The sequence below is a fragment of the Rheinheimera riviphila genome, from assembly GCF_004005945.1.
In the GTDB taxonomy this organism is placed as follows: domain Bacteria; phylum Pseudomonadota; class Gammaproteobacteria; order Enterobacterales; family Alteromonadaceae; genus Pararheinheimera; species Pararheinheimera riviphila.
On the sequence record NZ_SACS01000007.1, the window covers coordinates 148,261 to 173,157 of the forward strand.

General features: G+C 49.6%; 22 protein-coding genes. 16 read left to right on the forward strand and 6 right to left on the reverse strand.

Annotated elements, in window-relative coordinates; genetic code table 11:
• Positions 1 to 20 precede the first annotated feature (20 nt).
• Positions 21 to 863, reverse strand: coding sequence for a tetratricopeptide repeat protein (locus EOE67_RS08760; protein WP_240652757.1), 843 nt, complete (start codon positions 861 to 863; stop codon positions 21 to 23).
• Between the two features lie 399 nt (positions 864 to 1,262).
• On the opposite strand from EOE67_RS08760, the gene EOE67_RS08765 reads away from it, so the two are divergent.
• The 4 genes from EOE67_RS08765 (at position 1,263) to EOE67_RS08780 (ending at position 6,564) form a co-directional block, all read left to right on the forward strand.
• A complete protein-coding gene (locus EOE67_RS08765; RefSeq protein ID WP_127698717.1) occupies positions 1,263 to 3,011 on the forward strand; it encodes an acetolactate synthase 3 large subunit in 1,749 nt (582 codons plus the stop codon).
• 1 nt (position 3,012) lies between these two features.
• Complete coding sequence (gene ilvN / locus EOE67_RS08770; protein WP_127698718.1) at positions 3,013 to 3,504, forward strand: acetolactate synthase small subunit; 492 nt, start codon at positions 3,013 to 3,015, stop codon at positions 3,502 to 3,504.
• A gap of 309 nt (positions 3,505 to 3,813) precedes the next feature.
• On the forward strand, positions 3,814 to 5,493 hold the full coding sequence (locus EOE67_RS08775) for a cyclic peptide export ABC transporter (protein ID WP_164852260.1): 1,680 nt from the start codon (positions 3,814 to 3,816) through the stop codon (positions 5,491 to 5,493).
• A gap of 150 nt (positions 5,494 to 5,643) precedes the next feature.
• Positions 5,644 to 6,564 (forward strand): hypothetical protein, encoded by a 921-nt coding sequence (locus EOE67_RS08780; protein WP_127698720.1) that lies wholly within the window; start codon positions 5,644 to 5,646, stop codon positions 6,562 to 6,564.
• On the opposite strand, the gene EOE67_RS08785 is transcribed toward EOE67_RS08780, so the two are convergent.
• Positions 6,550 to 7,842: a cation:proton antiporter gene (locus tag EOE67_RS08785; RefSeq protein WP_127698721.1), complete on the reverse strand. Its 1,293-nt coding sequence runs from the start codon at positions 7,840 to 7,842 to the stop codon at positions 6,550 to 6,552. The genes EOE67_RS08780 and EOE67_RS08785 overlap by 15 nt on opposite strands.
• A 331-nt stretch (positions 7,843 to 8,173) precedes the next feature.
• Between EOE67_RS08785 and EOE67_RS08790 the strand changes: the two genes are divergently transcribed.
• From EOE67_RS08790 to EOE67_RS08800, 3 genes are all read left to right on the forward strand, one after another.
• A complete protein-coding gene (locus EOE67_RS08790; protein WP_127698722.1) occupies positions 8,174 to 8,446 on the forward strand; it encodes a hypothetical protein in 273 nt (90 codons plus the stop codon).
• A gap of 66 nt (positions 8,447 to 8,512) precedes the next feature.
• Positions 8,513 to 10,462, forward strand: a complete 1,950-nt coding sequence (locus EOE67_RS08795) for a tetratricopeptide repeat protein (protein WP_127698723.1) — start codon at positions 8,513 to 8,515, stop codon at positions 10,460 to 10,462.
• Between the two features lie 121 nt (positions 10,463 to 10,583).
• Entirely contained in the window at positions 10,584 to 11,378 is a 795-nt protein-coding gene (locus EOE67_RS08800; protein ID WP_127698724.1) for a peptidylprolyl isomerase, read from the forward strand.
• Positions 11,379 to 11,447: 69 nt separating this feature from the next.
• Here the strand turns inward: EOE67_RS08800 and EOE67_RS08805 are convergent, their stop codons facing one another.
• From EOE67_RS08805 to EOE67_RS08815, 3 genes are read right to left on the reverse strand one after another with little or no spacing between them, the layout of a single operon-like run.
• Complete coding sequence (locus EOE67_RS08805; protein ID WP_127698725.1) at positions 11,448 to 11,669, reverse strand: cysteine-rich CWC family protein; 222 nt, start codon at positions 11,667 to 11,669, stop codon at positions 11,448 to 11,450.
• Positions 11,666 to 12,835, reverse strand: a complete 1,170-nt coding sequence (locus EOE67_RS08810; RefSeq protein WP_127698726.1) for a benzoate/H(+) symporter BenE family transporter — start codon at positions 12,833 to 12,835, stop codon at positions 11,666 to 11,668. The genes EOE67_RS08805 and EOE67_RS08810 overlap by 4 nt, the downstream gene beginning before the upstream one ends.
• Positions 12,836 to 12,841: 6 nt before the next feature.
• The gene (locus EOE67_RS08815; RefSeq protein WP_240652758.1) at positions 12,842 to 13,171 is read right to left on the reverse strand and encodes a GNAT family N-acetyltransferase; all 330 of its coding nucleotides are present in this window, start codon (positions 13,169 to 13,171) and stop codon (positions 12,842 to 12,844) included.
• A 130-nt stretch (positions 13,172 to 13,301) separates the two neighbouring features.
• Here EOE67_RS08815 and prsT point away from each other — a divergent pair, with 130 nt between their 5' ends.
• The 5 genes from prsT (at position 13,302) to EOE67_RS08840 (ending at position 20,055) form a co-directional block, all read left to right on the forward strand.
• Entirely contained in the window at positions 13,302 to 16,100 is a 2,799-nt protein-coding gene (gene prsT / locus EOE67_RS08820; RefSeq protein ID WP_127698727.1) for an XrtA/PEP-CTERM system TPR-repeat protein PrsT, read from the forward strand.
• Between the two features lie 227 nt (positions 16,101 to 16,327).
• The gene (locus EOE67_RS08825; protein ID WP_127698728.1) at positions 16,328 to 17,449 is read left to right on the forward strand and encodes a choice-of-anchor A family protein; all 1,122 of its coding nucleotides are present in this window, start codon (positions 16,328 to 16,330) and stop codon (positions 17,447 to 17,449) included.
• Between the two features lie 232 nt (positions 17,450 to 17,681).
• Positions 17,682 to 18,863: a formate-dependent phosphoribosylglycinamide formyltransferase gene (purT, locus tag EOE67_RS08830; RefSeq protein WP_127698729.1), complete on the forward strand. Its 1,182-nt coding sequence runs from the start codon at positions 17,682 to 17,684 to the stop codon at positions 18,861 to 18,863.
• Positions 18,864 to 19,052: 189 nt separating this feature from the next.
• Positions 19,053 to 19,751, forward strand: coding sequence for an AAA family ATPase (locus EOE67_RS08835; protein ID WP_068059558.1), 699 nt, complete (start codon positions 19,053 to 19,055; stop codon positions 19,749 to 19,751).
• Positions 19,708 to 20,055 carry a ribbon-helix-helix domain-containing protein gene (locus EOE67_RS08840; protein WP_127698730.1) on the forward strand — a complete coding sequence of 116 codons (348 nt, stop codon included), beginning with the start codon at positions 19,708 to 19,710 and terminating at the stop codon, positions 20,053 to 20,055. The genes EOE67_RS08835 and EOE67_RS08840 overlap by 44 nt, the downstream gene beginning before the upstream one ends.
• A 17-nt stretch (positions 20,056 to 20,072) precedes the next feature.
• Here EOE67_RS08840 and EOE67_RS08845 read toward each other — a convergent pair whose 3' ends face one another.
• The gene (locus EOE67_RS08845) at positions 20,073 to 20,429 is read right to left on the reverse strand and encodes a hypothetical protein (protein WP_127698731.1); all 357 of its coding nucleotides are present in this window, start codon (positions 20,427 to 20,429) and stop codon (positions 20,073 to 20,075) included.
• Positions 20,430 to 20,803: 374 nt separating this feature from the next.
• Between EOE67_RS08845 and ccoG the strand changes: the two genes are divergently transcribed.
• The 4 genes from ccoG (at position 20,804) to EOE67_RS08865 (ending at position 24,736) form a co-directional block, all read left to right on the forward strand.
• The gene (gene ccoG, locus EOE67_RS08850; RefSeq protein WP_240652759.1) at positions 20,804 to 22,222 is read left to right on the forward strand and encodes a cytochrome c oxidase accessory protein CcoG; all 1,419 of its coding nucleotides are present in this window, start codon (positions 20,804 to 20,806) and stop codon (positions 22,220 to 22,222) included.
• A 111-nt stretch (positions 22,223 to 22,333) separates the two neighbouring features.
• Positions 22,334 to 23,317, forward strand: coding sequence for a serine/threonine protein kinase (locus tag EOE67_RS08855; protein WP_206099535.1), 984 nt, complete (start codon positions 22,334 to 22,336; stop codon positions 23,315 to 23,317).
• Between the two features lie 117 nt (positions 23,318 to 23,434).
• Positions 23,435 to 24,070 (forward strand): thiol:disulfide interchange protein DsbA/DsbL, encoded by a 636-nt coding sequence (locus EOE67_RS08860; protein WP_127698733.1) that lies wholly within the window; start codon positions 23,435 to 23,437, stop codon positions 24,068 to 24,070.
• 15 nt (positions 24,071 to 24,085) lie between these two features.
• On the forward strand, positions 24,086 to 24,736 hold the full coding sequence (locus EOE67_RS08865; protein ID WP_127698734.1) for a thiol:disulfide interchange protein DsbA/DsbL: 651 nt from the start codon (positions 24,086 to 24,088) through the stop codon (positions 24,734 to 24,736).
• Positions 24,737 to 24,897: the final 161 nt, after the last annotated feature.

Consider the following 24,897-nt stretch of genomic DNA (forward strand, 5'->3'; position numbering starts at 1 on the left):
TCCTTGTTTTGTACTAACAATCAATACAATAGACTATAGAGTTTCCGCCGATAAGTGCCAGCGAGCGCATCCCCTTTGGGTAATACCGCAAGAATGTCCAGAAACAGCTTTTTACTGTCACCGAAGTTTAAATCCTGCTGCAAAATACTGAATAATAAAGCTAACGCATCCTCAGAACGCTGCACCTGTTGATATTGCACCGCCAGCTGTTGTTTCAGCAGCAAATCATCCGGCGTCGCAGCCAGTTTGGCTTCCAGCGCGCGGATTTCCGGGCTATCAGCGGCTTGTTCTGCCAGCTCAATCACCGATTGCACCTGTTGGTACAAACTATCCTGATCCGCCAGTAACACCGTGCTTAACAGCGTTTTCGCCTGCTCTAACTGACCTAAAGACGCCGCACACAGCGCCAGTAACTTACAGATATCAGCGCGCGCTGGTGCCAGCTGTTGCGCTTGTTTCAGCAGCGGGAAAGCTTCGGTCCACTGCTGATTTTCCAGCAATGGCTGAATTTGTTGAATTAAAAGTTCTTCCGGCGCTGGTAAATACGGCTGTAAACGTTGCCGGATCTGCGCGTCAGTTTCCGCACCAGCAAACCCATCGACCGGCTGGCCATTTTGGATAAACATCGTCGTCGGCAGGCTTCTGACGCCAAACTGCATCGCAAGTTCCTGATCCAGGTCACAATTAACTTTCGCCAGCACTAAATGCTGCGGATGGTCCTGGCTAATAGCACTTAAGGTCAGCAGCAGTTGCTTGCTTGGCTCAGAACGTTCTGACCAAAACGCAAACACCACCAGCTTATGCTGCGACATATCGAGCAATTCACGCACATTTTCGAAACTGACTTCTACCTGATTAAGCAACTTAACACCTGTGAGTTGGCGAACAGAATGATTCTTACTATGTGGTCGGTTGGTCGATTTTGCAAGCGCAGGCCGCACCAGTGCTGGTTTTCTCTGCAACTTTGCTGCTTGTGCGGTTTCCGCTAAAAAAGGGTCGACAATAACCCGGATTTTCCCGTAAAGTAACGCCTGACGAGCCTCCAGAATGAACTTCTCCCGATAGAAGTCGCCACTATAATCCGGGCCGTAGTTGAAGAATTTGTTGCCAGTACCCTTAACTGCCAACCTATCCACGTAGCAAAAAAAGAATTTCTTGTTTCGACAAGACCCAACCGGCGCTGCCCGTTTTTTAAACAACAAGTTTTTAAAACAAAAAGCGGCGCCGTAATTTTTGCATACGCAAACTATGAGACCGAAGTCATGAGCCAACAAAACCAACCAGAACTGCTGTCTGGCGGTGCCATGCTAGTTCGCGCCCTGCACGATGAGGGCGTGGAATATGTATATGGTTACCCCGGCGGCGCAGTGTTACATATCTATGATGCGCTGTTTCAGCAAAATGATGTGAAGCATGTGCTGGTCCGCCACGAACAAGCAGCAACCCATATGGCGGACGCATATGCCCGTGCCAGCGGCAAAGCTGGCGTCGTGCTCGTCACTTCAGGCCCTGGCGCCACCAATGCTGTCACCGGTATTGCCACTGCTTATATGGATTCGATCCCAATGGTGGTGATTTGCGGTCAGGTGATGAGTCATCTGATTGGCGATGATGCCTTCCAGGAAACCGATATGATGGGCATTTCCCGCCCGATCGTGAAACACAATATGTCGGTGCGTAACCCGGCTGATATTCCGATGATGGTGAAAAAAGCCTTTTATATCGCACAAAGCGGTCGCCCAGGCCCGGTGGTGCTGGATATTCCAAAAGACATGACCATCCCGAGCCAGAAATTCCCGTACGATTATCCAAAAGATATCAAACTGCGCTCGTATAACCCGAACGCCAAAGGCCATCCGGGACAAATCAAAAAAGCGCTGCAAACTTTATTGGCGGCGAAAAAACCAGTGCTTTATTCTGGCGGCGGCGTCATTCTCGGTCGCGCTTCTGACGAGCTGACCGAACTTGCCAGACGCCTGAACTTACCGGTCACCAATACTCTGATGGGCTTAGGTGCTTATCCGGCGTCTGATCCGCAGTTTATCGGCATGCTGGGTATGCACGGCAGTTTTGAGGCCAACCAGGTGATGCATAACGCCGATGTGATTTTTGCCGTTGGCGCCCGTTTTGATGATCGGGTGACCAACGCCACGAAGAAATTCTGCCCCAACGCCACCATTATTCATATCGATATTGACCCGGCCAGCATCTCCAAAACCATCAACGCACATATCCCGATTGTTGGTTTGGTAAAACCGGTGCTGCAGGAAATGCTCAGCCAGCTCGATAAGCTGGATGCGAAGGATGATGGCAAGCTGGATCAAGTCGCGCTCGCCAACTGGTGGAACCAGATTAATCAATGGCGTGAAGTGCATGGCGGTCGTTATCAGCAGCGCGCTGAATTGCTGATGCCCCAAGCAGTGATTGAGGCAGTGCACCGTCACACCAAAGGCGACGCTTATGTCACTTCAGACGTGGGCCAGCACCAGATGTTTGCGGCGCAATATTACAAATTTGATAAACCAAACCGTTGGATCAACTCCGGCGGCCTTGGCACCATGGGCTTTGGTTTACCAGCTGCAATGGGCGTCAAGCTGCATTATCCGGACGCTGAAGTTGTTTGCGTGACCGGTGAAGGTTCGATTCAAATGAATATTCAGGAGCTGTCGACCTGCAAACAATATGGCCTGGGGGTGAAAATCATCAACCTTAATAACGGTTATTTGGGCATGGTGAAGCAGTGGCAGGATATGAATTATGACTCGCGTTATTCCAGCTCCTACATGGATTCGCTGCCGGACTTTGTCAAACTAGCCGAAGCTTATGGCCATGTTGGCATCCGCGTCACCACCCCTGAAGAATTAGAGCCGGCGCTGGAACGCGCTTTTGCGTTAAAAGACCGCCTGGTATTCCTCGATATTCATATTGACCCGAAAGAACACGTGTACCCGATGCAGGTGCCTGGCGGCGCGATGAATGAGATGTTTTTAAGCAAAACGGAGCGAACTTAATATGCGGCATATTATCGCAGTATTGCTGGAAAACGAGTCCGGCGCCCTGGCCCGCGTGGTGGGTTTATTCGCCCAGCGTGGTTATAACATTGATTCTTTAACCGTTGCGGCCACTGAAGATCCAACTTTGTCCCGGTTAACTTTGGTGACCCGTGGCGATGATCAGGTGATTGAGCAAATCACTAAACAACTGCACAAGCTGATTGAAGTGGTGAAGCTGGTCGATTTAAGCGACAACGCGCACATTGAACGCGAGCTGATGATGGTAAAAGTCAAAGCCAGCGGCGATCAGCGCGAAGAAGTCAAACGCTGCGCCGATATCTTCCGCGCGCAGATTATCGACGTTTCCCCGACTACTTACACCATTCAGGTGGTCGGCACTTCCGACAAGCTGGAAGCTTTTATTCAGGCGCTCTGTAACACGCAAATTCTGGAAGTGGTCCGCACCGGCGTCTCGGGTATTGCGCGGGGCGAGCGCTCGCTGGCACTGTAAGTAGTTAGATCATCCCTTCTAAAACGGCAGTCTTCACTGCCGTTGTTCATTTTAATGATCAACGTAGGCAAAGTACCACGGCCGCTGTGACACCGGCGATTTAGTATCTCAAAAAGTACCCGTTACAGGTAAGCACTCAACAAACGGCCACTCATGAAACATAAATATTGTAATTTATGTTTGCTTATCGTAAATATATTGATGGCGATTTTTGTTTATTGATCAGAATCACCGGGCCAGCCAATCGAGTCAGGATCTGCTACTGACAGAAAATAGCACCACACCAACCATTTGGACATGGAGTTCCACATGCAGCCATTTATCCGGCAACTGCTTAAAGATTTTAGTCCCGCATTTGCTGGTGTAGCACTGCTAAGTGCGGTGGCTGCGGCGATGACTCTCGCTTCGATCACCGTGGTCGAACGTTGGCTGCACAATGACGGTGTGCAACATCAGTCCTGGTCATTGTTAATCGCGTTGTTGCTGGTGCTGTTTGCCAGTAGTTTCTTTTCACAGCTGCAACTAGAAGTCACTGGGGAGCGCATACTGCGGCGGATCCGACATCAACTGCTGAGTTTGTTAGCCGGTCAATATTACTATCATTTACAACAACTTGGACCTCACCGACTGATGACCAGCCTGACGGAGGATATATATAATATCGCAACGGCTTTTTCGATTTTACCGATGTTTTTGATTAATTTTGGTATTTTGCTGCTCAGTCTGATTTACCTATTTACGCTGTCCCCTGGCATGCTTTTGGTGCTCCTGTTGATCTTGTTAATTGGCGCCGCAATTTCCATCAGTTTGATGCAGTTGGCGGTTGATTCAACCGTAGACAAACGTGAGCAACAGGACAAACTTTATCAGGTTTTCCGAGCGGCAACAGAAGGGTTGCGAGAGCTGAATCTGCTGCGTACTCGTCGCGCGTTTTTTCTGGAACAGGTGGTAACGCCTTGTCTGAAGAAGGCTGAAATGGCCGGATGCCGTAATCATCGGCATTGGGCCTTTTACGATAGCTGGACAGCGGTGTTTTTTATGGGTGGCATCTTTATACTGGTTTACTGCGGTATGAGTTTTCTCGATGCTGATCAACAGACATTACAATCCTTTATTTTATTTTCCATCTATCTTTGCGGCCCAGTGCAGGTGCTGGCTCAGACATTTAATCATCTAATCACCGGTAAAATTGCATTAAGCCGCTTACAGAATTTGGGATTACAAACAACGGCGGAAGTCGCAACTGAAGATCAGGAGCTGCCGCTATTGAAAGATTGGCAGCAGTTAGCTATCAGAAACTTAAGTTTTAGTTATCAGCAGGATAGCGAGCACAACTTTGCACTGGCACCGGTGAATTTTGATTTACGAAAAGGAGAAATTGTTTTCCTGCAAGGTGGGAATGGCAGTGGAAAAACCACGTTGATCCACTTGCTGCTGGGGCTCTATCGCGCTTCAGACGGCAGTATTGCTCTGGACAATCATATAGTGCTTGACCCTACTGCTCCGGCTTACCAACAGCTGTTTTCATGTATTTTTGCTGACGGCTTTCTGTTTGAACATCTGCTGGATCAACATGGTGTAAGCGCTGATATTAAACACATCAGCCCATTACTACAGCAATTTGGTCTGTCTGATATCCCTCAACACGCCGATGGCAGTTTTGACACTAACGCTTTGTCGCGTGGCCAACGTAAACGGTATGCGCTGATCCAACTGCTGCTGGAAGATGCGCCGATCTGTGTATTTGATGAATGGGCGGCCGAACAGGATCCAAAGTCCCGCGCTTACTTTTATCTTGAGTTGTTACCACAATTAAAAGCACAAGGAAAAGCTGTGATCGTGATCAGTCACGATGAGCGCTACTTTGATGTGGCAGATCGGATGTACCACATGAATGCCGGGCATCTGCAACCGACGGCTATCGGATTTTACCCGCTAGATAGCAGTGCAACAGCCGGGCTAGCGCCAAGCAGCAACGTTCTGGCGTAATGAAACAACAGGTGTTTACTGTCCTCCTCTCCGCACTTGCAATCTCGGTTGTTATAGCGGTTCAATGAAAACCCGTTCAGCAAAAAAGCGCAGCTGTCAGACCCTGGCCGTGTGAGCTAAGCTTAAAAATTGCGTTTCAGGAGTTCAGGTATGCATCGTTTTTGTTGCTGGCTGGTAATGTATGCCGGTCTCATCTTGAATAGCGCAGTAGCGACCGAGCCCATCGCAGTGGTCGATATTCCGATCGAAATGAGTGTGCTTGATGACTACCGCCGCTTTGTCGGCACCAGCTCCGTCTACGATATTCAGAGTTTCGACCACGCCGGCACCCGCCGTGACGTGGTGGATATGGTCTTGGTGCAACAAGCGTTACACCTGGGCGGTTATCCGCTGCAATTTAACTTTATTCCCTCCGACAGCAGTGCCCGTAGTACACAGTTATTTGTACGTGGCGACGTGCTTATCAGCCTTGACTCGGTGTGGGGACAAACCGCCAACAACCTGAAATCACATGTGTATATCAGCTCCGCCGTGATTGATCGGGGTGATTATGTGGCCGCTATTTTTACCTCCCCGAATAATCAAAAAACCAAATCAATCCGCCAGCTCAGCGATTTTAGTGGCTTAACCGCCGTCAGTTCTCGTGCTTATGCCCAAGACTGGCAGCTGCTGGAGCAATTGCCGCTACGCGAACTGCGGGATGAATACAATTGGTCTTCAATGGCGATGTTGGTGAGCCGGGGTTGGGTCGATTTTATGCTGGCGCCCTTTCCACAGCACCGGCCTTTTGGTTATCGCGCACCGGGGATTGAGCTGGTGGCGGTCGAAGGCGTTAAAGTGTTGCTCGACGATAGCCGGCATTTTATTGTGGCGAAAAAACACCCGCTGGCTGCACCGGCATTTGCCGCGTTGCAACGTGGGCTGGCGATATTACGCCAACAAGGCAAACTGACCAGAGCCTATCAGGAATGTGGTTTTTTTAATCCGGAGATTAGCCACTGGACAGTGCTGCGACCTGCTGCAACAAACGCCTCAGTGGCTAAGCAACAACAGGCTTTAACCGGCCTTTAATGCTGTGGCGTCAATCGGCGGTGGTGTTGCATCCGGCTTGCCAGGTTTTGGCATATGCCGACCGTATACCAGCTGAAATAACGGTGTCGCCATCAGTGTGGTGACAATCGCCATCAACACCATAATCGAAAACAGTCCTTGCTGGATCACGCCGTAACTCAGTGCAATATTGATAATAATCAGCTCCATCAGGCCACGCGAGTTCATCAAAGCACCCACGGCCATCGCGGTACGATTATCGGCACCGCCAATCCGCGCCGCCGCCCAACAAGCCACGCCTTTGGCGAAAATAGATGCCGCCAGGATAATCAGCGCAATCGATAACACATCCCACGAGCCCAGAATATCCAGCTGAGTTCTTAAGCCAGAATAAGTAAAGAACATCGGCAGTAATAAAAACACGGTAATTTTGCTTAAACGCGCGCTAATAATTTCAGTAATTTTGCCGCGTGGCATCGCAATCCCAAACAAGAAACCGCCAAATACCGCGTGCAGACCCACCCATTCCATCGAATAAGCAGAAGCCGCCCATAACACCATCACCAGCAGAAACTCCGGTGCAGTCAGCACGCCACGCTGCTCTACTTTGTCTGCCAGCGGTTGTAACCAGCCACGGGCTTTAATCAGCATAAACGAGGCATAAATAGCCCCACCAATCACCGCTTTAATCGCCAAAATCGTCCCGCCGCCAAAGCTCGCCAGCACCACCGCCAGCACAATCCAGGCGGCCGCGTCGTCAATCGCACCCGCTGCCAGCGCCAAAGTACCTAAAGCAGTACCCGCCAATTTACGTTCATAAATGATCCGCGCCAGCATTGGGAAGGCGGTAATAGCAATGGCTGCGCCCATAAAGAGCGCGGCATTGGCATAGGAAATATTGGCCGCAAACAAACCAGGTTGATCGAGTAACCACAGACATAACAAGGCGCCGACGATAAAAGGCACAATCATGCCAGCCAGCGATACGCCAACGGCACTACGCGCTTGTTGTTTGAAGAGTTGGGTATTAAATTCCAGCCCCACCAAAAACATATAGAGGCCCACACCAATCTGGGCGCCGATATACAAAATCGGCATGGTGTCGGCGATAAAGATGCTTTTTTGCAGTTCGGGCATAAACAAGCCGAACAAAGAAGGGCCAAGCACCACACCGGCAATCATTTCGCCGACCACTCTCGGCTGTCCAATAAATTTCGCCAGATAACCGAAGAGTTGTGCCGCCACCAGAATCAGTACTAACTGTTGAGCAAAAGCCCATGCCAGCTCCATATTTGTCATAGTTCTGTCTCGCTGTTGATTAATTTTTAAAAGTGACAAAGTAAGGCAGTGGCAACTTTGTTTTATTCGCCTGACGAGGCTCAGGCGCGACCAGTTTATACCGGTTCGGAGTATTATTAATTCACCTTAACTGCTGTTACTTCTGCTGGCAAGGACATTTGAAGTAAGCGATTACATTGCAGTTGCCCGAACATTATTCAGCAACAGCCGGTTACTTTTTGCGATACGTTTTTGTAGCAATCGGCGGCAAACCTGGTCCAGCAACTCATCGCTGCTCTAGGCAAGCAAAGCCAATTCTGGCATGCTGCAACTTTTCCGCCGGAGCCTTGAAATGTCTACACCTGAACAGGATTTGATCGACCAGAGTTTGTTATTTGAAGTGATTGAAAATCAACTGGCCGATGGTGAACCCGCATTCGTCAAAGCAACCTTGTTACGACTTTGTATGACCGGTCATAGCCGCGAAGATGCGCTGGAACTGATGGCATGTGCCCTCGCCCCGGAAATGCTGGCGGTGATTGAACAAGCGCAAAAGTTTAATCTGGCGCGTTATCAGCAACATCTGGAATTACTGCCACAAACACCATGGCTCGGCGAAGAATAAGCCCGTGTAGCTAACCACCACGGCACAAATCGTGGCCACTTTTATCGTTGTTGCAGGACACATTTTGTGATATTTCGCGCACTTTGCAGTTGTTTTTTTCTGTTGATGGTAGCTGCCTGTCAAAACCGGCCTGCCACCTCAACTGCCGATAATTTGTACCTGCAACAGCTGGCAGCTTTGCCCGACGCTGCCAAGTTACCGCCTTATGCCACGCTGTATCAGAGTTATTTGCAAAGCCCGAAAGTCCTCGAAACATCGGCCGCCTGGCTGAGTTTTCAACAGTTATTAACCGCAGATCCGGACAATTGCCAACAACTGCCGTGGCAGGAGCAACTGCCGACACAATTCTGGAACCTGACTTTTTATCAACAATTTCAGCAGTGTTTTGCTGCGAACCCGGCAGCGGCAGATCTCAAACGCTTTCGCGAGTATCAGCAATATGTCGCCAATGGCATCCTGCAAAGCGGTAATGGCAAAGCGAACTACAGCGCTTATCAGCTGAACAGTTATTTTGATGCGCATGAAATAGTACGGTTACTGGAAGTGCAAACCGTCGATTTTTATACTGAACTGTCATCCGACAACAATGCATTGCACTACGTATTTCAGGTCTACGATCCGACCCTACAAAAATTCCGCACCCTGTACTTTGAAAATCAGCGTTATTTGCACGCGATTGATCAAATCCCCTTCCCGTTTATGGGCTTAGTCGATGGCTGGAGAGAATTGCTGCTGACCAAAAATACCCGGTCTAATCACATTCTGCTGCTACCACGCGCCGCCGAAGCCTTGGCCGGCAATAGGATGGAAGAGGCGGTGTCTTTGTATCAACAGGCGATTGACGGTGGGTCGTTACAGGCCAAAGTGAAACTCGCCGAGATGTGTTATCGCACTCATAGTCAGCAAGTGCTGGTCAAAACAGACTGTGAACACGCCTTGCTGCAAGCGGCAGACAGCGATTATGTGCCGGCACTACACTTATTGCATTTTCTGCATCACAGCGGGCAATTCGGGAAACCTGATCCGGCAAAAGTCGCTGAAATCAGAGGATACATCGCCGCGATGACCGAACCAGGTCAGGCTGAACTGCAACTGTCCCGCTACTACTACAACCAGAGTTTTCAAAACGCCGATGCCATTCAGGGTGATTATTGGCTGCAACAGTCTGCTGCAGCCGGTTATGCCGATGCCAGCGCCTTTTGGGCGTTGTCGGCTCATGAAAAAGAAAAATTCTCCGCAAAGGAACTCAATCAGCACTTGCAACAGCTGGCCGATCAAGGCGGTTCTGCTGCGGCCTACCTCTATGCCTCACAATTGATGCAACAGGAAATGACGCCGCTGCAGGCAAAGGAAGTCGAACAATATTTATTAGAGTCGGTGCAGAATTATCACCCGGAAGCCTATTATTTGCTGGCTTACGGTTATGAAGATGGACTGTTCGGCGCTGACAAAACCGGCTTGGCGCTGGCAAATTTTCAGCGCGCTGCCGAACGGTTTTATCCAAGGGCGATGTTACGAATGGGGGCGATTTATCAACAAGGCACGCTGCTTCCAAAAGACTTACAACGGGCGCATCGATGGTATTTACTCTGCAGCAAACAAGGAAACAGCGGCTGTGCTTTTAATGCCGGCGTGATGCTGGATGATGGTGAAGGTGTACCGAAAAATCATGAAAATGCCTTTCGGTTTTTCAGTTATGCCGCCGAACGCGGTTATGCACCCGCGATCAACCGGCTGGCCTTGTTATATTTGTTTGGCAAAGGCGTCGCCGCGGATCCGGCCAAAGCCGTAACTCTGTTTACTGAAGCCGCCGCCAAAGGCAGTACCAGCGCCAACTATTACCTGGGTTTATTGTATTTTGAGGGTAAACAGGTGCCGCAGGATTACCCAAAAGCGAAAGGCTATTTTGAAAAGGCCAGCAAGCATCCAAACGCCCGACGTTATCTGGAGCAATGGCCAGAATTGACAGCCCCCGCCAGCACCACCCGGCAACGACAAAACACTGAACATCAGTAATAGCGTGAGTTTTTACAACCATCTGTATGAATTTGGTGATTATTTGTAATGTCGCTGGCGCCTGTCTATCCGGCTGGTTTAAGCTGCCGGATATCAAATTTTTCAGGATCCGGTAACCCATATGAAGTCGATTTTCCGCAGTTTAGCAGTCACCAGTTTGTTGTCATTCACCGCCTTGTCAGCCAATGCCACCGTGGTGTTGGTTAAAACCAGTCTGGGTAATTTTGAAGTCAATCTTTATGACCAGACCACGCCAGCGAACGTGGCTAACTTTTTAAGTTACGTCAACAACGGCAGTTATCAGAACACCATTTTCCACCGCACCGAAAAAGGTTTTGTCGCTCAGGCCGGTGGTTTTCGTTTCAGCGGTAATAATGCAGCGCCTTTTACTGCAGTAGCCACTCAGGCCGCCGTTAAAAACGAACCGAAATGGTCGAATGTGCGTGGCACCATTGCGATGGCAAAAGTCTCTGGCAATGCGAATAGCGCGACCAATCAATGGTTTATCAACCTTGCTGATAACAGTAGCAATCTCGATTTACAAAACAGCGGTTTCACTGTATTCGGTCAGGTTACCGGAACCGGCATGGAAGTCGTTGATGCCATCGTCGCACTGCCGAACCAATTCTCAACCATCGCCAATTTTACCAGTCTGCCGCTGCGCAATTACTCGGCAGCCGATGCGCAAGCCAAGGTGCCGGTGACCGCAGCTCATCTGGTGGTGATTGAAAGTATTACCGTCATCAACAACGATGTGAACAGCGCTGCCAGCTTACAACCGAAACCAAACACCCTGATCACGGCACCAGTCGCCAATAACGATTCATCCTCAGGCGGTAGCTTGGGTGTGCTGAGTTTACTGGCTGGTTTGTTGTTATGGACTGGCCGTCGCGCTCAACGTAACCACAGTTTTTAGTTTTACAGTTTTTAGGTTTGCGGCGGTGACGACAACAGCGGTATGCATGCCGTTGTTGTCACCGTTTTTTTAAATTTTTATTTCCCGCACCAACGCATCCAGACAAGCAGCGCAATAACAGCTGTCGCTTTTTGGTAATAACAACCGTTGTTCCGGCGTGATTGGCACCTGAAAACACCAGCAACTCACATCTCCGGCACAGGCAGCGGTCTTGGTATTCAGATTTGTGCCGACGCTTGCCGCAGACGTCACCAGACATTGATTATCAGCACCACAACGCGGGCAACTCATGCCTGACTCCGCCGCCAGCTAAACCAACCGGTGGTGACTAACCCTGCCACTAAGCCCCAAAACGCCGAAGCAATACCAAAAAAGCTCACACCAGAAGCGGTGATCAGCAAGGTCAGGATCGCCGCATCCCGATGTTGGGTATCGACAGTGGCCGTCGCTAAATTCGCGGCAATGGTACCAAGCAGCGCCAAACCGGCAACAGTGGCGATCAGTTCTTTTGGAAAGGCCGCAAACAGTGCAACCACAGTGGCACCTGCCAAGCCGGTCAGTAAATAAAACACCCCGGCCGCAATACCGGCAGTATAACGTTTGTCTGGATCCGGATGTGCCTCCGGCCCGCTGCAGATGGCGGCGGTAATAGCCGCCAGATTAATTGAAAAATTGCCAAAAGGCGCACTGACTAGCGTGATCAAGCCGGTCCAGCTTAACAACGGCGATACCGGTGTCTGATAGCCGCTTGAGCGTAAAACTGCCAATCCAGGAATATTCTGCGACGTCATCGTCACTACAAAAAGTGGCACCCCGACCCCCAAAATAGCAGACCAGGACCAGGCCGGAGACACCCAGACCAACTGCACCAGACTCAGCTCAACGCCGCTAAAATCAAGCTGTTGCTGGCTAAAGCAAAACAACACGCCGGTCAGCAGAACCAGCGGCACCGCATAACGCGGCCAAAAACGCTTTGCTAGTAAAAACACACCAATCATCAGCAATACCAGCATCGGCGATGCCTGCAAACTGATGAAAATATCCAACCCAAACTTCAGCATAATACCGGCCAGCATCGCTGCTGCGATCGGCAACGGAATTTTGCGGGTCAATTTGTCGAACCAGCCACTCAGCCCCAACGCAGTGGTCAGGACGGCGCTGAATATAAAGACGCCTACCGCTTCGGCCAGACTCACACCTTGCAAACTGGTCGCCAGCAGAGCGGCACCGGGCGTGGACCAAGCGGTCAGAATAGGCGCTTTGTAATACCAGGAAAAACCAATGCAGCTGATCCCCATCGCGAAGCCGAGCACACCGACCCAAGAGGCGGTGATCTCCGCACTGGCACCTGCGGCCGCCGCGGCCTGAAATACAATCGCCACTGAGCTCGCGAAACCGACCAGCACCGCGACAAAACCTGCGACTATCGCGGATAGACTCCAATCGTTTTTTTGCATGCGGGATTATCCTAAGTCTTTGTGGTGGTTGGCTGAGCCAGCCTGATTTGCGGCAGCTTTTTCGGCATTGTCCCGCATCACCTTCGCCACATACCAACAACTGGCCGTTACCTGCAGATGTTGCTGCCCCGCCCAGCAAAGACCAAATTGCACCAGCTGCGCCGCCAGCCCTTGGCCGCGAAACTCTGGGGGCACAAAGGTGTGATTAAAATCCACCCGCGCCTGCGACGTCGCACTTTGGGCTTGATACTGATATTCAAGCCGTGCTTGTTGGCCTTGCCATTCCAGGACAAAACATTGTTCATCCGGATGATGCATGATGGCTGCTGTGGTCACATTAAAATCTCCGTTGGCGAGTCTGAACACATACCCGCTGTTGTCAGCGCCATTCACCTGCAGGAAACATCACTTTACGCCTGACAACGCTATCATTTAAAGTGTGCGCCTGTTGAGAAAGGAGCCGCTGATGAAAACTTACCTTTTGCCGCTAGTCTGCTGGTTAAGCCTGCAAAGTCAGCCGCTACTTGCCAATACTGCTGCCAATTCCGCCGCCAGTGCATACGAAAAAGCGCTGCAGCATATGCAACAACATGCATTGCGGGAAGCAGAACTGGAACTGCGTAATAGCCTGCAACAACAACCCGATTATTTGCCTGCCAGATTACTGCTCGGTCAGGTGTTATTGCAATCGGCGCAGTGGCCAGCTGCCGAAAAAGAGCTCCAGCTCGCACTGCACGGCGGTGCTGCAGCGGATCCACTGGTGTTCGATTTAATGCGCGCGCTACTGGCGCAGCAAAAAACTGCCGAAACCACCGACTTATTAAAACAATATCAGCAGTTTGCCAATCAGCCAGCTTATCTCATCATGCAAGGCAAAACCGAAAAAGCCAATGGTCGCTTCAACCAAGCAAACCAGTTTCTGCAACAGGCGCTGCAACATCCACAGCTTGCCACTCTCGCCGACGAGGCCTGGTTTGAACTGGGAGAACTGCAGTTTAAACAACAGTCTGCAGCAGCCAGCGACAGTCTGCGTAAAGTGCCGGCCGCTTCAGGCTATTTCCGCCAGGCGCAATATTTATTGGCGCAATTACAACAGAAACAACAACCCGCCGCAGCCTTGCAGATTTATGATCAGCTGCTGAAAAAAGACCCGAAAGATGTGGCAGCCTTGTTAGCCAAAGCCCAGCTGTTGCTAGAGACCGGCAAAATCGACGCCGCCTTACAGCTGGTTTTGACTTTCCGCGAGCAATATCCGAATAATCCTTATGGCCAGCTGATCCACGCCGCTTTAGTCGGACAACAAGGCAACAGCACTGAGCGCGATCGCATGATCAAACAGGTGCAACAGCAACTGTCCGGCCTGTCCAACGAGCAAAAAGAACAGCAGGAATTGTTAATGCTAACGGCCATTCTCGACTTCAGCGAAGGTCAGTTTGCCCAGGTGATCCGCAAACTTAAACAATATCTGACGCTGTATCCGGCCAATGCCCGCGTGCATCAGTTGCTGGCGCAAAGTTACTACTTTTTGCAATCGCTGAATGAAGCCGAAACCCAGATTAAACTGGCGTTAGCAATGACGCCGGATGATGAAAATCTGGTGTTGATTGGCGCGACCATTTTGCAAGCAGCAAATAAGCACGAAGCAGCGTTGCAGTTGCTGGCAAAGGCCTATCAACAAGCGCCCGGCGATGATTTGCTCCGTCAGTCTTACGCCCAGGCATTGGTACGTGCCGGCCAATCCCCCCTGGCGCAACAAGTGTTGGCAAACGGCGCTGCAAGCAAGGAGCCGCTGGCTGAATTATTGCAATTAGGTTATTTGCAGCTCGAAGCTGGTCGGATCAATGAAGCATCCGCGAATGCCAACAAATTGCTGGAGCTGGATCAGTCAAAAGTGGAAATCTTCCAGTTTGCCGGTGATGTCTCTTTACGCAGCGGTGATGCCGCCAAAGCCAGCAACTTTTTTCAGCAAGCGCTGGTACTGGATAAAACCTTTAAACCGGCTTTATTGTCTCTGGCCGGCATCGCGCTTAATCAGCAGCTTTGGCCACAAGCTATTGGTTATTACCAACAAATTCTTGTAGCGGCACCGAACGATAGTCTGACACTACAGCTGTTGGCCGATGCCGCTTTAAAATCCGGCGATGTCAGCGGCGCGGTCACAGCGCTGGAGCAACTCTCAGCGGACGACATCAACCTATTTCCGGCACGGTTGGCATTGCTCGAACTATATTTCGCTGACCATCAAACTGAAAAAGCCAGCTTGTTATTACAACAACTGGAGCAACAATCTGATTTACAACCAGAGATTTATCAGGCGAAAGTGAAGCTGGCGATGCTGCAGAAAAACACCGCATTAGCCCGCCACAACACCGAAATTCTGTTTGGACTGTGGTACGACAATCCACAAAAATTGTTCACGCTGGCAGATTTGCAGTTACGCAACAACGAACATGAAACGGCTGAAAAATCGATTCAACGACTGACAGAACTGGGTGCTGGTACAGGTGTTCCTGCCGCGGCTTTGCTGAGCCTGAAAACCAGGCTGTCGCTGCAGCAAGGTAAATTCGACCAGGCAAAACAACAACTTGCCCAACTGAAAAAACACAGCGGCGACAACGCCCAATACCAGGAGCTGACCGCGCATTTGTTGTTGGCAACCGCCAAATACCCGGAAGCAATCCAACTCCTCAAGGTGTTGCATCAACAAACTCCGGACCCCCGTTATTTTGCCATGTTAATCACCGCCTATCGCGCAGCCGGCGATCACCAGGCCTTACAACAGCTATTGGCCGAATATCTGCAACAAAACCCGGCTGATCTGGCGGCAAGGCTGGAGCTGGCCGATTTAATGACCCAACAAGGTGACCTGGCGCAAGCGCAGCAGTTGTATCAACAAGCACCGGATTTAGAAAAACAGCCAATCCTGTTGAATAATTTAGCTTTTTTGCTTCTACCACAACAACCGGAAGCGGCATTAGAATATGCCAGCCAGGCTTATCAGTTGCTACCACAACATCCACAGATTATTGATACTTATGGCTGGGCGTTAACCAGTTCGGGAAAACCGGAACAAGCGCTAGGGGTGCTCAGAGATGCTGAGATCCGTTCACCAGCTAACCTAATGATTCAATTGCATTTAGCCGAAACGTTGCGGCTACTCAATCGTCCTGCTGAAGCAAAAGCCTTATTGCAAAAAGTTCAGGGCAAAACGCTGTCACCAGCGGAGCAGCAGCTGGCAGATCAGATAAATACTCACTTGAATTGACTGGAAGCGCTAACATCGCGAAAGAATCATGATTAAGTGCTTAATTTTATTTAATTAATGCACTTATCTAATTTAGATTAAAACACAACTTGTTGATTTAACTTATAACTATCAAAAAATTTAGCTTCAACAGCACATTCGCAAATATTTAATAAAGACAACGTTGTCATTTAGTTATTTGATCAGTTATTATTGCGCAATATTTCAGCACTCCCGGACGCCCTGCTATGAAAAAATTGCCGCTGTTCAGCGCCATATTCAGCCTGTTATTAAGCCCTTTAGGTTTCGCTGCCCAGATTAATCTGGGTCAGGCTGCCGAATATAATGCTTTTGTACAGAACAACTTCCAGGTGTCGTCTTCTGACACTCAGGGTCGAATTGCGGTTGGTGGCAATTTTATCGTGAAACCTCATCAATACAGCCACGACAAAACCAATGCTGGTTACAGTGTTGGCGATATGGTGCACGCTCCGGGCACCCCGTCGTTAGTGGTCGGTGGCAATATCGAACTGCATGCACAGGGCGGCGGATTGCAAATTCATAACACCGGCATCGACCATGGCACCGCCGTTTATAGCGGCACCTTGGTCAACGGCCACAAGATTGGCAGCGGCACCGCCAGCAAAGTGAACAAGTCTGAGTTACCGGTCGATTTTGACGCCGCTTTTAAACATCTAAACACCCTCTCTGATCAGCTCGCCGCAATGACGGCATCAGCCACCACCACACCGGGTGCCAATGCTACTTTAACGTTCCGTCCGGCAGTACCAACTGCTGACAAAGTTTACGTCTTTGAATTAACTCAGGAAATGTTAGACAGCTCCTACGGCATTAATATCGAAGGTGTCGAATCAGATGCATTGGTGGTCTTTAACGTCACCAATACCACCGGGTATGCTATGAAAAATTACAGCAACGGTGGTTTTTGTAAAACAGGTGATACCAGCTGTGCAGTGCTGAAATTAGAAACCGTTAAATTTAACGGCGTCAATACGGCGGGCGATACCAGTAAAGATCGCAACGCTTCGCCACTTGCCAAACAAGTACTGTTTAATTTCAATGATTTAAGCAATGTGAAATTAGCTTCAAACGTGTTCGGTACTGTGTTGGCGCCTAAAGCTGCTATCCACTCAACAACCGCACCGATTTGGGGGCAGGTGATTGCAAACTCCTGGGTTGGTAATGCGCAGATTAACGTCGGCCCACTGACACCGCGCGACGATGGCACGCCGGATGTCGCAGCACCGCCTGTGGTCGCGTTGTTCCTCGCAGCCTTGGCCAGCTTGTTATGGTTCCGCCGTCGCCAATTGTTTCCTTCGACAGCCATTGTGCAGCCACAATTTGCATAACCTTGTTGAGTGCTGCAGTCATTAAGACTTTATGTCGCGATGGCTGCAGTGACTGCTGATCCCGATCTGCACCAACACTGCATTCCCACCTTGTTCCTATCCCTGCAAATCCCACCCGTATCAAACGCCATACTCTCGCAAAAAACTGCATGCAAGATGCTGTTTTCTTGGTAATCTATCTTTTCAGGCGTGGGAACACATCACCCACAGATCAATTGCGTTTGGAGTTGTTATGACCCGTATTGGCACCCCTGCCAGCCAGACGAGCACCAAAGTGCTGTTGTTAGGCGCTGGCGAGCTGGGTAAAGAAGTCTGTATTGAATTAAAACGTTATGGCTGTGAAGTTGTCGCAGTGGATCGTTATGTCAATGCGCCGGCGATGCAAGTCGCCGATCGGCACTATGTCATTTCAATGCTCAACGGCGCCGCCCTGCGTCAGCTGGTGATCAAAGAAAAACCAGATCTGATTGTGCCCGAACTGGAAGCCATCGCAACTGCAACCTTGCTGGAACTGGAGCTGGAAGGCTTCAACGTGATCCCAAGCGCACGTGCCGCCAACCTGACGATGAACCGTGAAGGTATTCGCCGTCTTGCCGCCGAAGAGCTACAACTACCGACGTCGCCATTTCAGTTTGCCGATGACCATGCCAGTTACCTGGCGGCCGTTGCTGCCATCGGTTATCCCTGTGTGGTGAAACCTATTATGTCGTCATCCGGCAAAGGCCAGTCGGTGCTGAAAAGTGACGCTGACTTAGCAGCCGCCTGGCTTTATGCTCAAGAAGGCGGCCGGGCAGGCAAAGGCCGGGTCATCGTCGAAGGTTTTATTGATTTTGACTACGAAATCACCTTGCTGACGGTCTGCTCGATCAGCGGTACCCAATTTTGCGCGCCGATTGGCCATCGCCAGGAAAAAGGTGATTACCGCGAGTCGTGGCAACCACAAGCGATGTCGGCGGCAGCTTTGGCCAAAGCAGAAATTTACGCCCGCAGCATTACTGCTTCTTTGGGTGGTTTTGGGGTGTTTGGGGTTGAGCTGTTTGTGAAGGGCGATGACGTCTGGTTCAGTGAAGTGTCGCCCCGCCCGCACGATACCGGCATGGTGACGCTGATGTCGCAGAATCTGTCTGAATTTGCGTTGCATGCCCGCGCAATTTTAGGTCTGCCGATCCCGGTGATTCGCCAGCTGGGTCCAACGGCATCAGCGGTATTGCTGGTCGGCGGTCAATCACAACAGATGGTGTACCACAATATTGAACAAGCACTCGCCGAGCCAGACACTGAAATCCGGATTTTTGGCAAACCAGAAATTCAGGGCGAACGCCGGCTTGGTGTGGCGCTGGCTCAGGCTGATACTGTGCAAGCCGCTGTCGACAAAGCTTTGCGGGTCATTGCTGCCATCGAAGTTGAGCTATAAAAGTGGAGCTTTAACCGGACACTATAACGCAGAAAGCGCAAACCAAACTTTGCCAGTCTGTCCAGTTGTCTCCTACACTATAAAACTGATCATAAGCAACAATGCATATTGAGTTTTGTGATCAGCTTAACCTGCAGTTCTGCAACAGCAGTGCTGAATTGTCGTGGTCGCAACAATGAGGAAATGTACATGATTTTGTTAGTCGGTGGGGAAAAAGGCGGCAGTGGCAAAAGTTGCCTGGCGCAAAATATCGCCGTGTATTTTTCAACCCAGAAGAACGCCAATGTGATTCTGGTCGATTGTGATCCACAGCGAACAACGTCGGATTGGGTACAAGAACGCCATTTGTCGCCCAATGTCCAATGGATCAACTGCGTGCAGATGTACGGAAAAATCCGTTACGAGCTGAAAAGTCTGGAACATCATTATGACTATGTCATTGTCGATTGTGGCGGACAGGACAGTGTCGCATTGCGCTCCGCGATGTCAGTGGCATCACATGTGCTGTTACCGCTGCGACCGAAACGTCGTGATTTAAAAACGCTGGAACATCTGGAAGATTTGGTCAGCAACTGTAATGTGGTAAACCCGGATATGATCGTCGCGTGCGTGATGACCCAATGTCCGTCATTGCCGAATCAGGCGAGCCGGATCCTGGATGCCAAAGAAGTGGTGCGTTCCTTTACTTTAAGAGTACTGAACGGCGTCACCTACAGCCGCAACATCTACGATGACAGCGAAGAAAAAGGTATGTCTGTGATGGACACTGAGCCGGATGGCAAAGCCGCTACAGAAATCAAAGACATAATTATTGAACTGATGGCAATGAAGGCAATTCAAGAAGATGGCATTGACCGATCTGAAAAAAAATTCAACACGATCGAATAAACGTACTTTCACCGTGGAAGAATTTATTGCCGATGCCGAAAACTATGCGATGGGTATCCCCCAAATCGTTAGTGTCCGGCAGGCACCAGCCGAGGACTCAACTCATCTGTTGAGCCGCGGCCCGATGCGGCATGCCACTTTCACGTTAAGTGCTGAAGCTATCGAAGTGTTGAATAAATTAAGTAAAGAAAGCGGCGTGTCTAAATCTAAGTTAATCCGCCAGCTTATTTTGAGCGTTAACGAGCAAAACCAAAGTCCGGCGGCTACCACGGTTAAATCTGTGGTAGTGAAGAAAGTCGAATGAAGCAGAACGGGCTGACATTACAGCCCGTTGCTTAAATCCTGAATAATGGTACAAACTTTACCGATCGGCTCGCCGTAAAACAGCGGGTGAAACTGCTTGTCGATACAGTAAGCTTGCTGGAACTCCAGCACAGCGGCTTTACTACTACTGGCTTTTTGCAGTTCAGTTTGTTGGCCTTTACCCAAGGTAGCCCCAAACTCCTGTAAACGACTCGCCAACGTTTGTAAGGCTTGTTCAGCTTTTACTTTGCTGGCGTTGTGGGTGGTATCGGTAAATTTCGCATAGAGCTTTTGCTTGTAGGGCAGCAGCACCGGATGATCCGAAAATGTCGCCAGCAGCAGTATCGCGACAATAATCCACAATAATTTTTTCATGACTACACCTTACATCTTTTCAGTCAATCATTCAGCACGGCTTTATTGTACAGCGAATCAACTAAATTCCAAATCTTCTGACAAGACCTGCTTGATTCTGATTGTGGGCTGTCACCATCGTTGACAGTGAGCTATCAACGAAAGTGGCAATCATGGCAGAGAAAGTTGATTATTTCTATCCATTTCAATAGATTACATGCAGCCTCCATTCTGGTTCAGCTTTTGCATAGTCCATGGTTATTCGACGAAAGATAACATTGACTGATCCAGCACAAGGTTGCCAAGACCATGATCTGTCAACATTTACTGCTATAATCGCCGACAGTTGTCGTTTCCTGCAGAAGCGAAAACCGTTGCAGCAACCGAGGTAACAAGTGACTGAACAACCCAAACATCAACCCATTCCGATTAAAGTGGACATGTACAATCCGAAAGATGCCGCGGCCTACCCGGCTCGTGATCGGATTTATGTCAGAGCGGTCAAAGGCTTACATCAACAACTCCGCCGTTATATGGGGTTTGTGTTTTTGGGGATGTTTATGCTGTTGCCCTGGCTACAGTTTGATGGGCATCAGGCAATTTTGCTGGATATCGGCGAGCAAAAATTTCATATTTTCGGTATGACGTTATGGCCACAGGATTTCACCATCATGGCGTGGATCCTGGTCATTTCCGCTTATGCGTTGTTTTTTGTCACCACCTTTTATGGCCGGGTCTGGTGTGGGTATTTATGTCCGCAAACCGTCTGGACCTTTATTTTTATCTGGGTTGAAGAAAAGGTGCAGGGTAGCCGCAATCATCGGATGAAACTGGACAAAGACCCCTGGTCAGTTAGTAAAGTCGCTAAAAAAACCGTCACTCATGTCAGCTGGTTGCTGATTTCGCTGCTGACCTCACTGATTTTCGTTGGTTATTTCACCCCAATCGAACATTTATTCATTGATTTTTTCAGCGGCAACGCCAGCTTCTGGGCCATGGTCTGCGTGATTTTCTTTATGGTTTGCACCTATGGCAATGCCGGTTGGATGCGTGAAATTATGTGCACCCATATTTGCCCTTACGCCCGTTTTCAATCGGCGATGTTTGATAAAGACACCTTCACTGTCACTTATGACAGCGCCAGGGGTGAAAGTCGTGGTCCACGCGCCCGCAAAGATTTAGCTTACAAGGAAAAAGGGCTTGGTGATTGCATCGACTGCAACCTCTGTGTGCATGTGTGCCCAACCGGCATCGACATTCGCAACGGCTTGCAATACGAATGCATCAACTGCGGCGCCTGTATTGATGCCTGCGACGATACCATGGACAAAATGGGTTACCCCAAAGGCCTTATTAGCTACACCACCGAACATAGTCTGCAAGGCAAGCCGGTGAAAGTGTTGCGTCCAAAACTGATCGGCTACTTTTTAGTCTTGGTAGTGGTGACAGCAGCCTTTGGCGTCACTTTGTGGACGAGGGTACCGGCGGAACTGGATATTGTCCGGGATCGTGGCAGCTTGTTCCGGGAAACCGATGAAGGGTTGATTGAAAACACCTATACCATCCGGATTATCAATAAATCACAGCAAGATCAAACCTTTGTGTTGAGTTTCAGTGGGCTTGATACCGCGAAGTGGATTGGCGAGCAGGAAGTCACCATTCAAGGTGGCGACACGGCTGGTATTCCGATCAGCCTGTCACTCGATCCGGCCGACGCAACCAAACCGGTGCTGGACATCGAGTTTCAGGTTCGCAACAAAGCTGATGCCGATATTGAGCTGACCCAAGGCAGCAAGTTTTTCGCCGGACGTTAGGATCTGAGCGGGTCTGTCAGCAACGGACAGGCCCGCTATTCCGCACTATAAATGGATAGCTGCAACCCTGGGAAGCCGTTACACTGGCGCCTTGTGAATATGAGGTCAACCATGGCTGCAGCCTTTGATTTTTCTGAGTTATCCCCTGATTTAATTCTGGATGCCTGCCAGCATTATGGCTTTTATGCTGAGTCTGGTTTGTTGGCTTTAAACAGTTACGAAAACCGGGTCTACCAGTTTAAAGCCGATGATGGCGAGCGTTATGTCGTCAAATTTTACCGGCCACAGCGTTGGTCAGCGGCGCAAATCCAGGAAGAACATCAGTTTGCGTTTGAACTACAGGCGGCCGAAATTCCAGTCGTGGCACCATTGAAAGTGGCGGGTGAGTCGCTCTTACCTTATCTGGGTTATCAGTTCGCAATTTTCCCAAGCCGTGGTGGACGCGCGCTGGAAGCCGATGACGACGAGCAACTTTGTCAGCTCGGGCGATTTTTAGGTCAGTTACACCAACTTGGCAGCGCCCGACCATTTACCGCGCGTCCGACATTGTCAGTGCAGGAATTCATCATCGACAGCCAGCAGTTTTTAGTGTCGAGCGGGCTGCTAAGCCAGCATATCGAACAACAACTCAACACTGTACTTGAACAGCTGACCCAGCTCTGCCTGCAGCAATTCCGGCCAAAACAACTTATTCGCACCCATGGCGATTGCCATCTGGGTAATTTGTTTTTTAACCAACAACCATTTTTTGTTGATTTAGACGACTGCCGCCAGGCCCCGGCAATGCAGGATGTATGGATGTTATTGGGCGGGGATGCCACTGAACAACGCTACAAACTAGAGCTGTTGCTGGAAGAGTATCAGCAATTTTGTGACTTTGATTTTAGCCAGCTCCAACTGATTGAATCACTGCGCAGTATGCGGATGGTGCACTATATGGCGTGGCTGGCACGGCGTTGGTCGGATCCGGCTTTTCCGCTGCATTTCCCATGGTTTAATACCGATGCTTATTGGCAACAACAGTTGGTCGTGTTGCAGGACCAGTGCCTGCGAATGCAACAGCCACCACTGCGTTTACATCCATATGATTATTAACTTATCTTGCTGCTGTACAGCGTAAATTCGGCTGGTGTAAGCTGTGCGCAAGTTTTGAATTGTGGGTTCGCCGCAGGTGGCCCTGAGCTGATTTGACGATAAAGGTGGAATAACACGATGAAGAAATTGATGTTTATGGTCGCGGCATTGTTCATGGCACCAACTTTGGTTGCGCAAACGACCTACGAAGAAGGTGAGCACTACGAGGTAATTTCTGAGCAGCGCAGCGCCAAACCAGAAGTAAAAGAGTTTTTTTCTTATTATTGCCCAGCCTGTAATGCCATCGATCCGGTGGTGCAAACCGTGATGAAATCCCTGCCAGAAGGCACCACCTTTAAAAAATACCATGTCGATTTTATGGGCGCGGCTTCTCCGGAAATTCAAAAAACCTTAACCACTGCGATGGTGCTGGCTAAAACCCAGGGTAAAGGCGATGAAGTCAATAAAGCGTTTTTTAACCACATTCATAAAGACCGTAAAGCCTTTGCCAATGACGCGGAAATCCGCGACGTGGTGGTCGCTGCCGGTGTTGACGCTGCAGCTTATGATAAACATCTGAATAATTTCATGGTGAAAACTCAGGTGAATCTGATCCAGAAAGAGCAGGCAACCTTCACCAAATCCCGCGTGTTAAACAGCGTACCGACTTTTATCGTCAATGGTCGTTTCAAAATTAACGTCGCTAAACTTGACCGGAACAATCAGGAACAAGACTTCAAGAACCTGGTTAATTTCTTACTGCAACAACCTTAATTCGCCGGAGAGACCATGTTCCATCGTACTTTTATCGTGTTGTTTGCTGCATTGTCACTGTTTGCTTGCGACACCAATGCCGATGCCAGTAAATTTGTTGCAGGTGAGCATTTTGAAGTCGTGGCAGAAAAGGCCACCAGCAAACCTGAAGTAAAAGAATTTTTTTCGTTTTACTGTAGCCACTGTTTTGCATTTGAGCCCTTTGCCAACAACTTGAGCAAAAACCTACCACAAGGGGTTGCGCTGGAAAAAGTGCATGTCGATTTTCTACCGGCCGCTAGTCCGGAAATGCAAAATGCTTTATCCCGCGCTTATGTTGTCGGCAAAAATGCAGGCCAGGGCGAACAGGTTGCTTCGATGATTTTTAACTATCTTCATCGCCAACAAGCCACTTTCAGCACCGACGCCGATATCCGCAGCCTGTTGTTAGTGAACGATTTTGACGCCGCTACTTTTGATAAGAGCTTCAACAGCATGCCGGTGTTGTCTGCTGCAGCAAAAATGAAAGAGCATCAACTATTCTGGAGCGAAAACAGAGTATTAACCGGCGTACCTATGCTGTTGGTCAACGGCAAATACAAGTTGAAATTCGACAAGTTGGATCCGGAAAACTTTGACGCTGAGTTACAACAATTGGTCAGTTATTTGCTGGCGAAGAAAGACTAAAACTCATTTAGAAGCTATAAGCCCGGTTCTGTACCTAATGCCGATCAGATAAGCATTTTTCAGATCGGTTGACCGATCCAGTGACTGGTGTATAAAGGCCTGCAACAGAAATGTCGCAGGCCTTTTTTATGCAATTAGCTACCGCTTTAACCCTTGCTAAC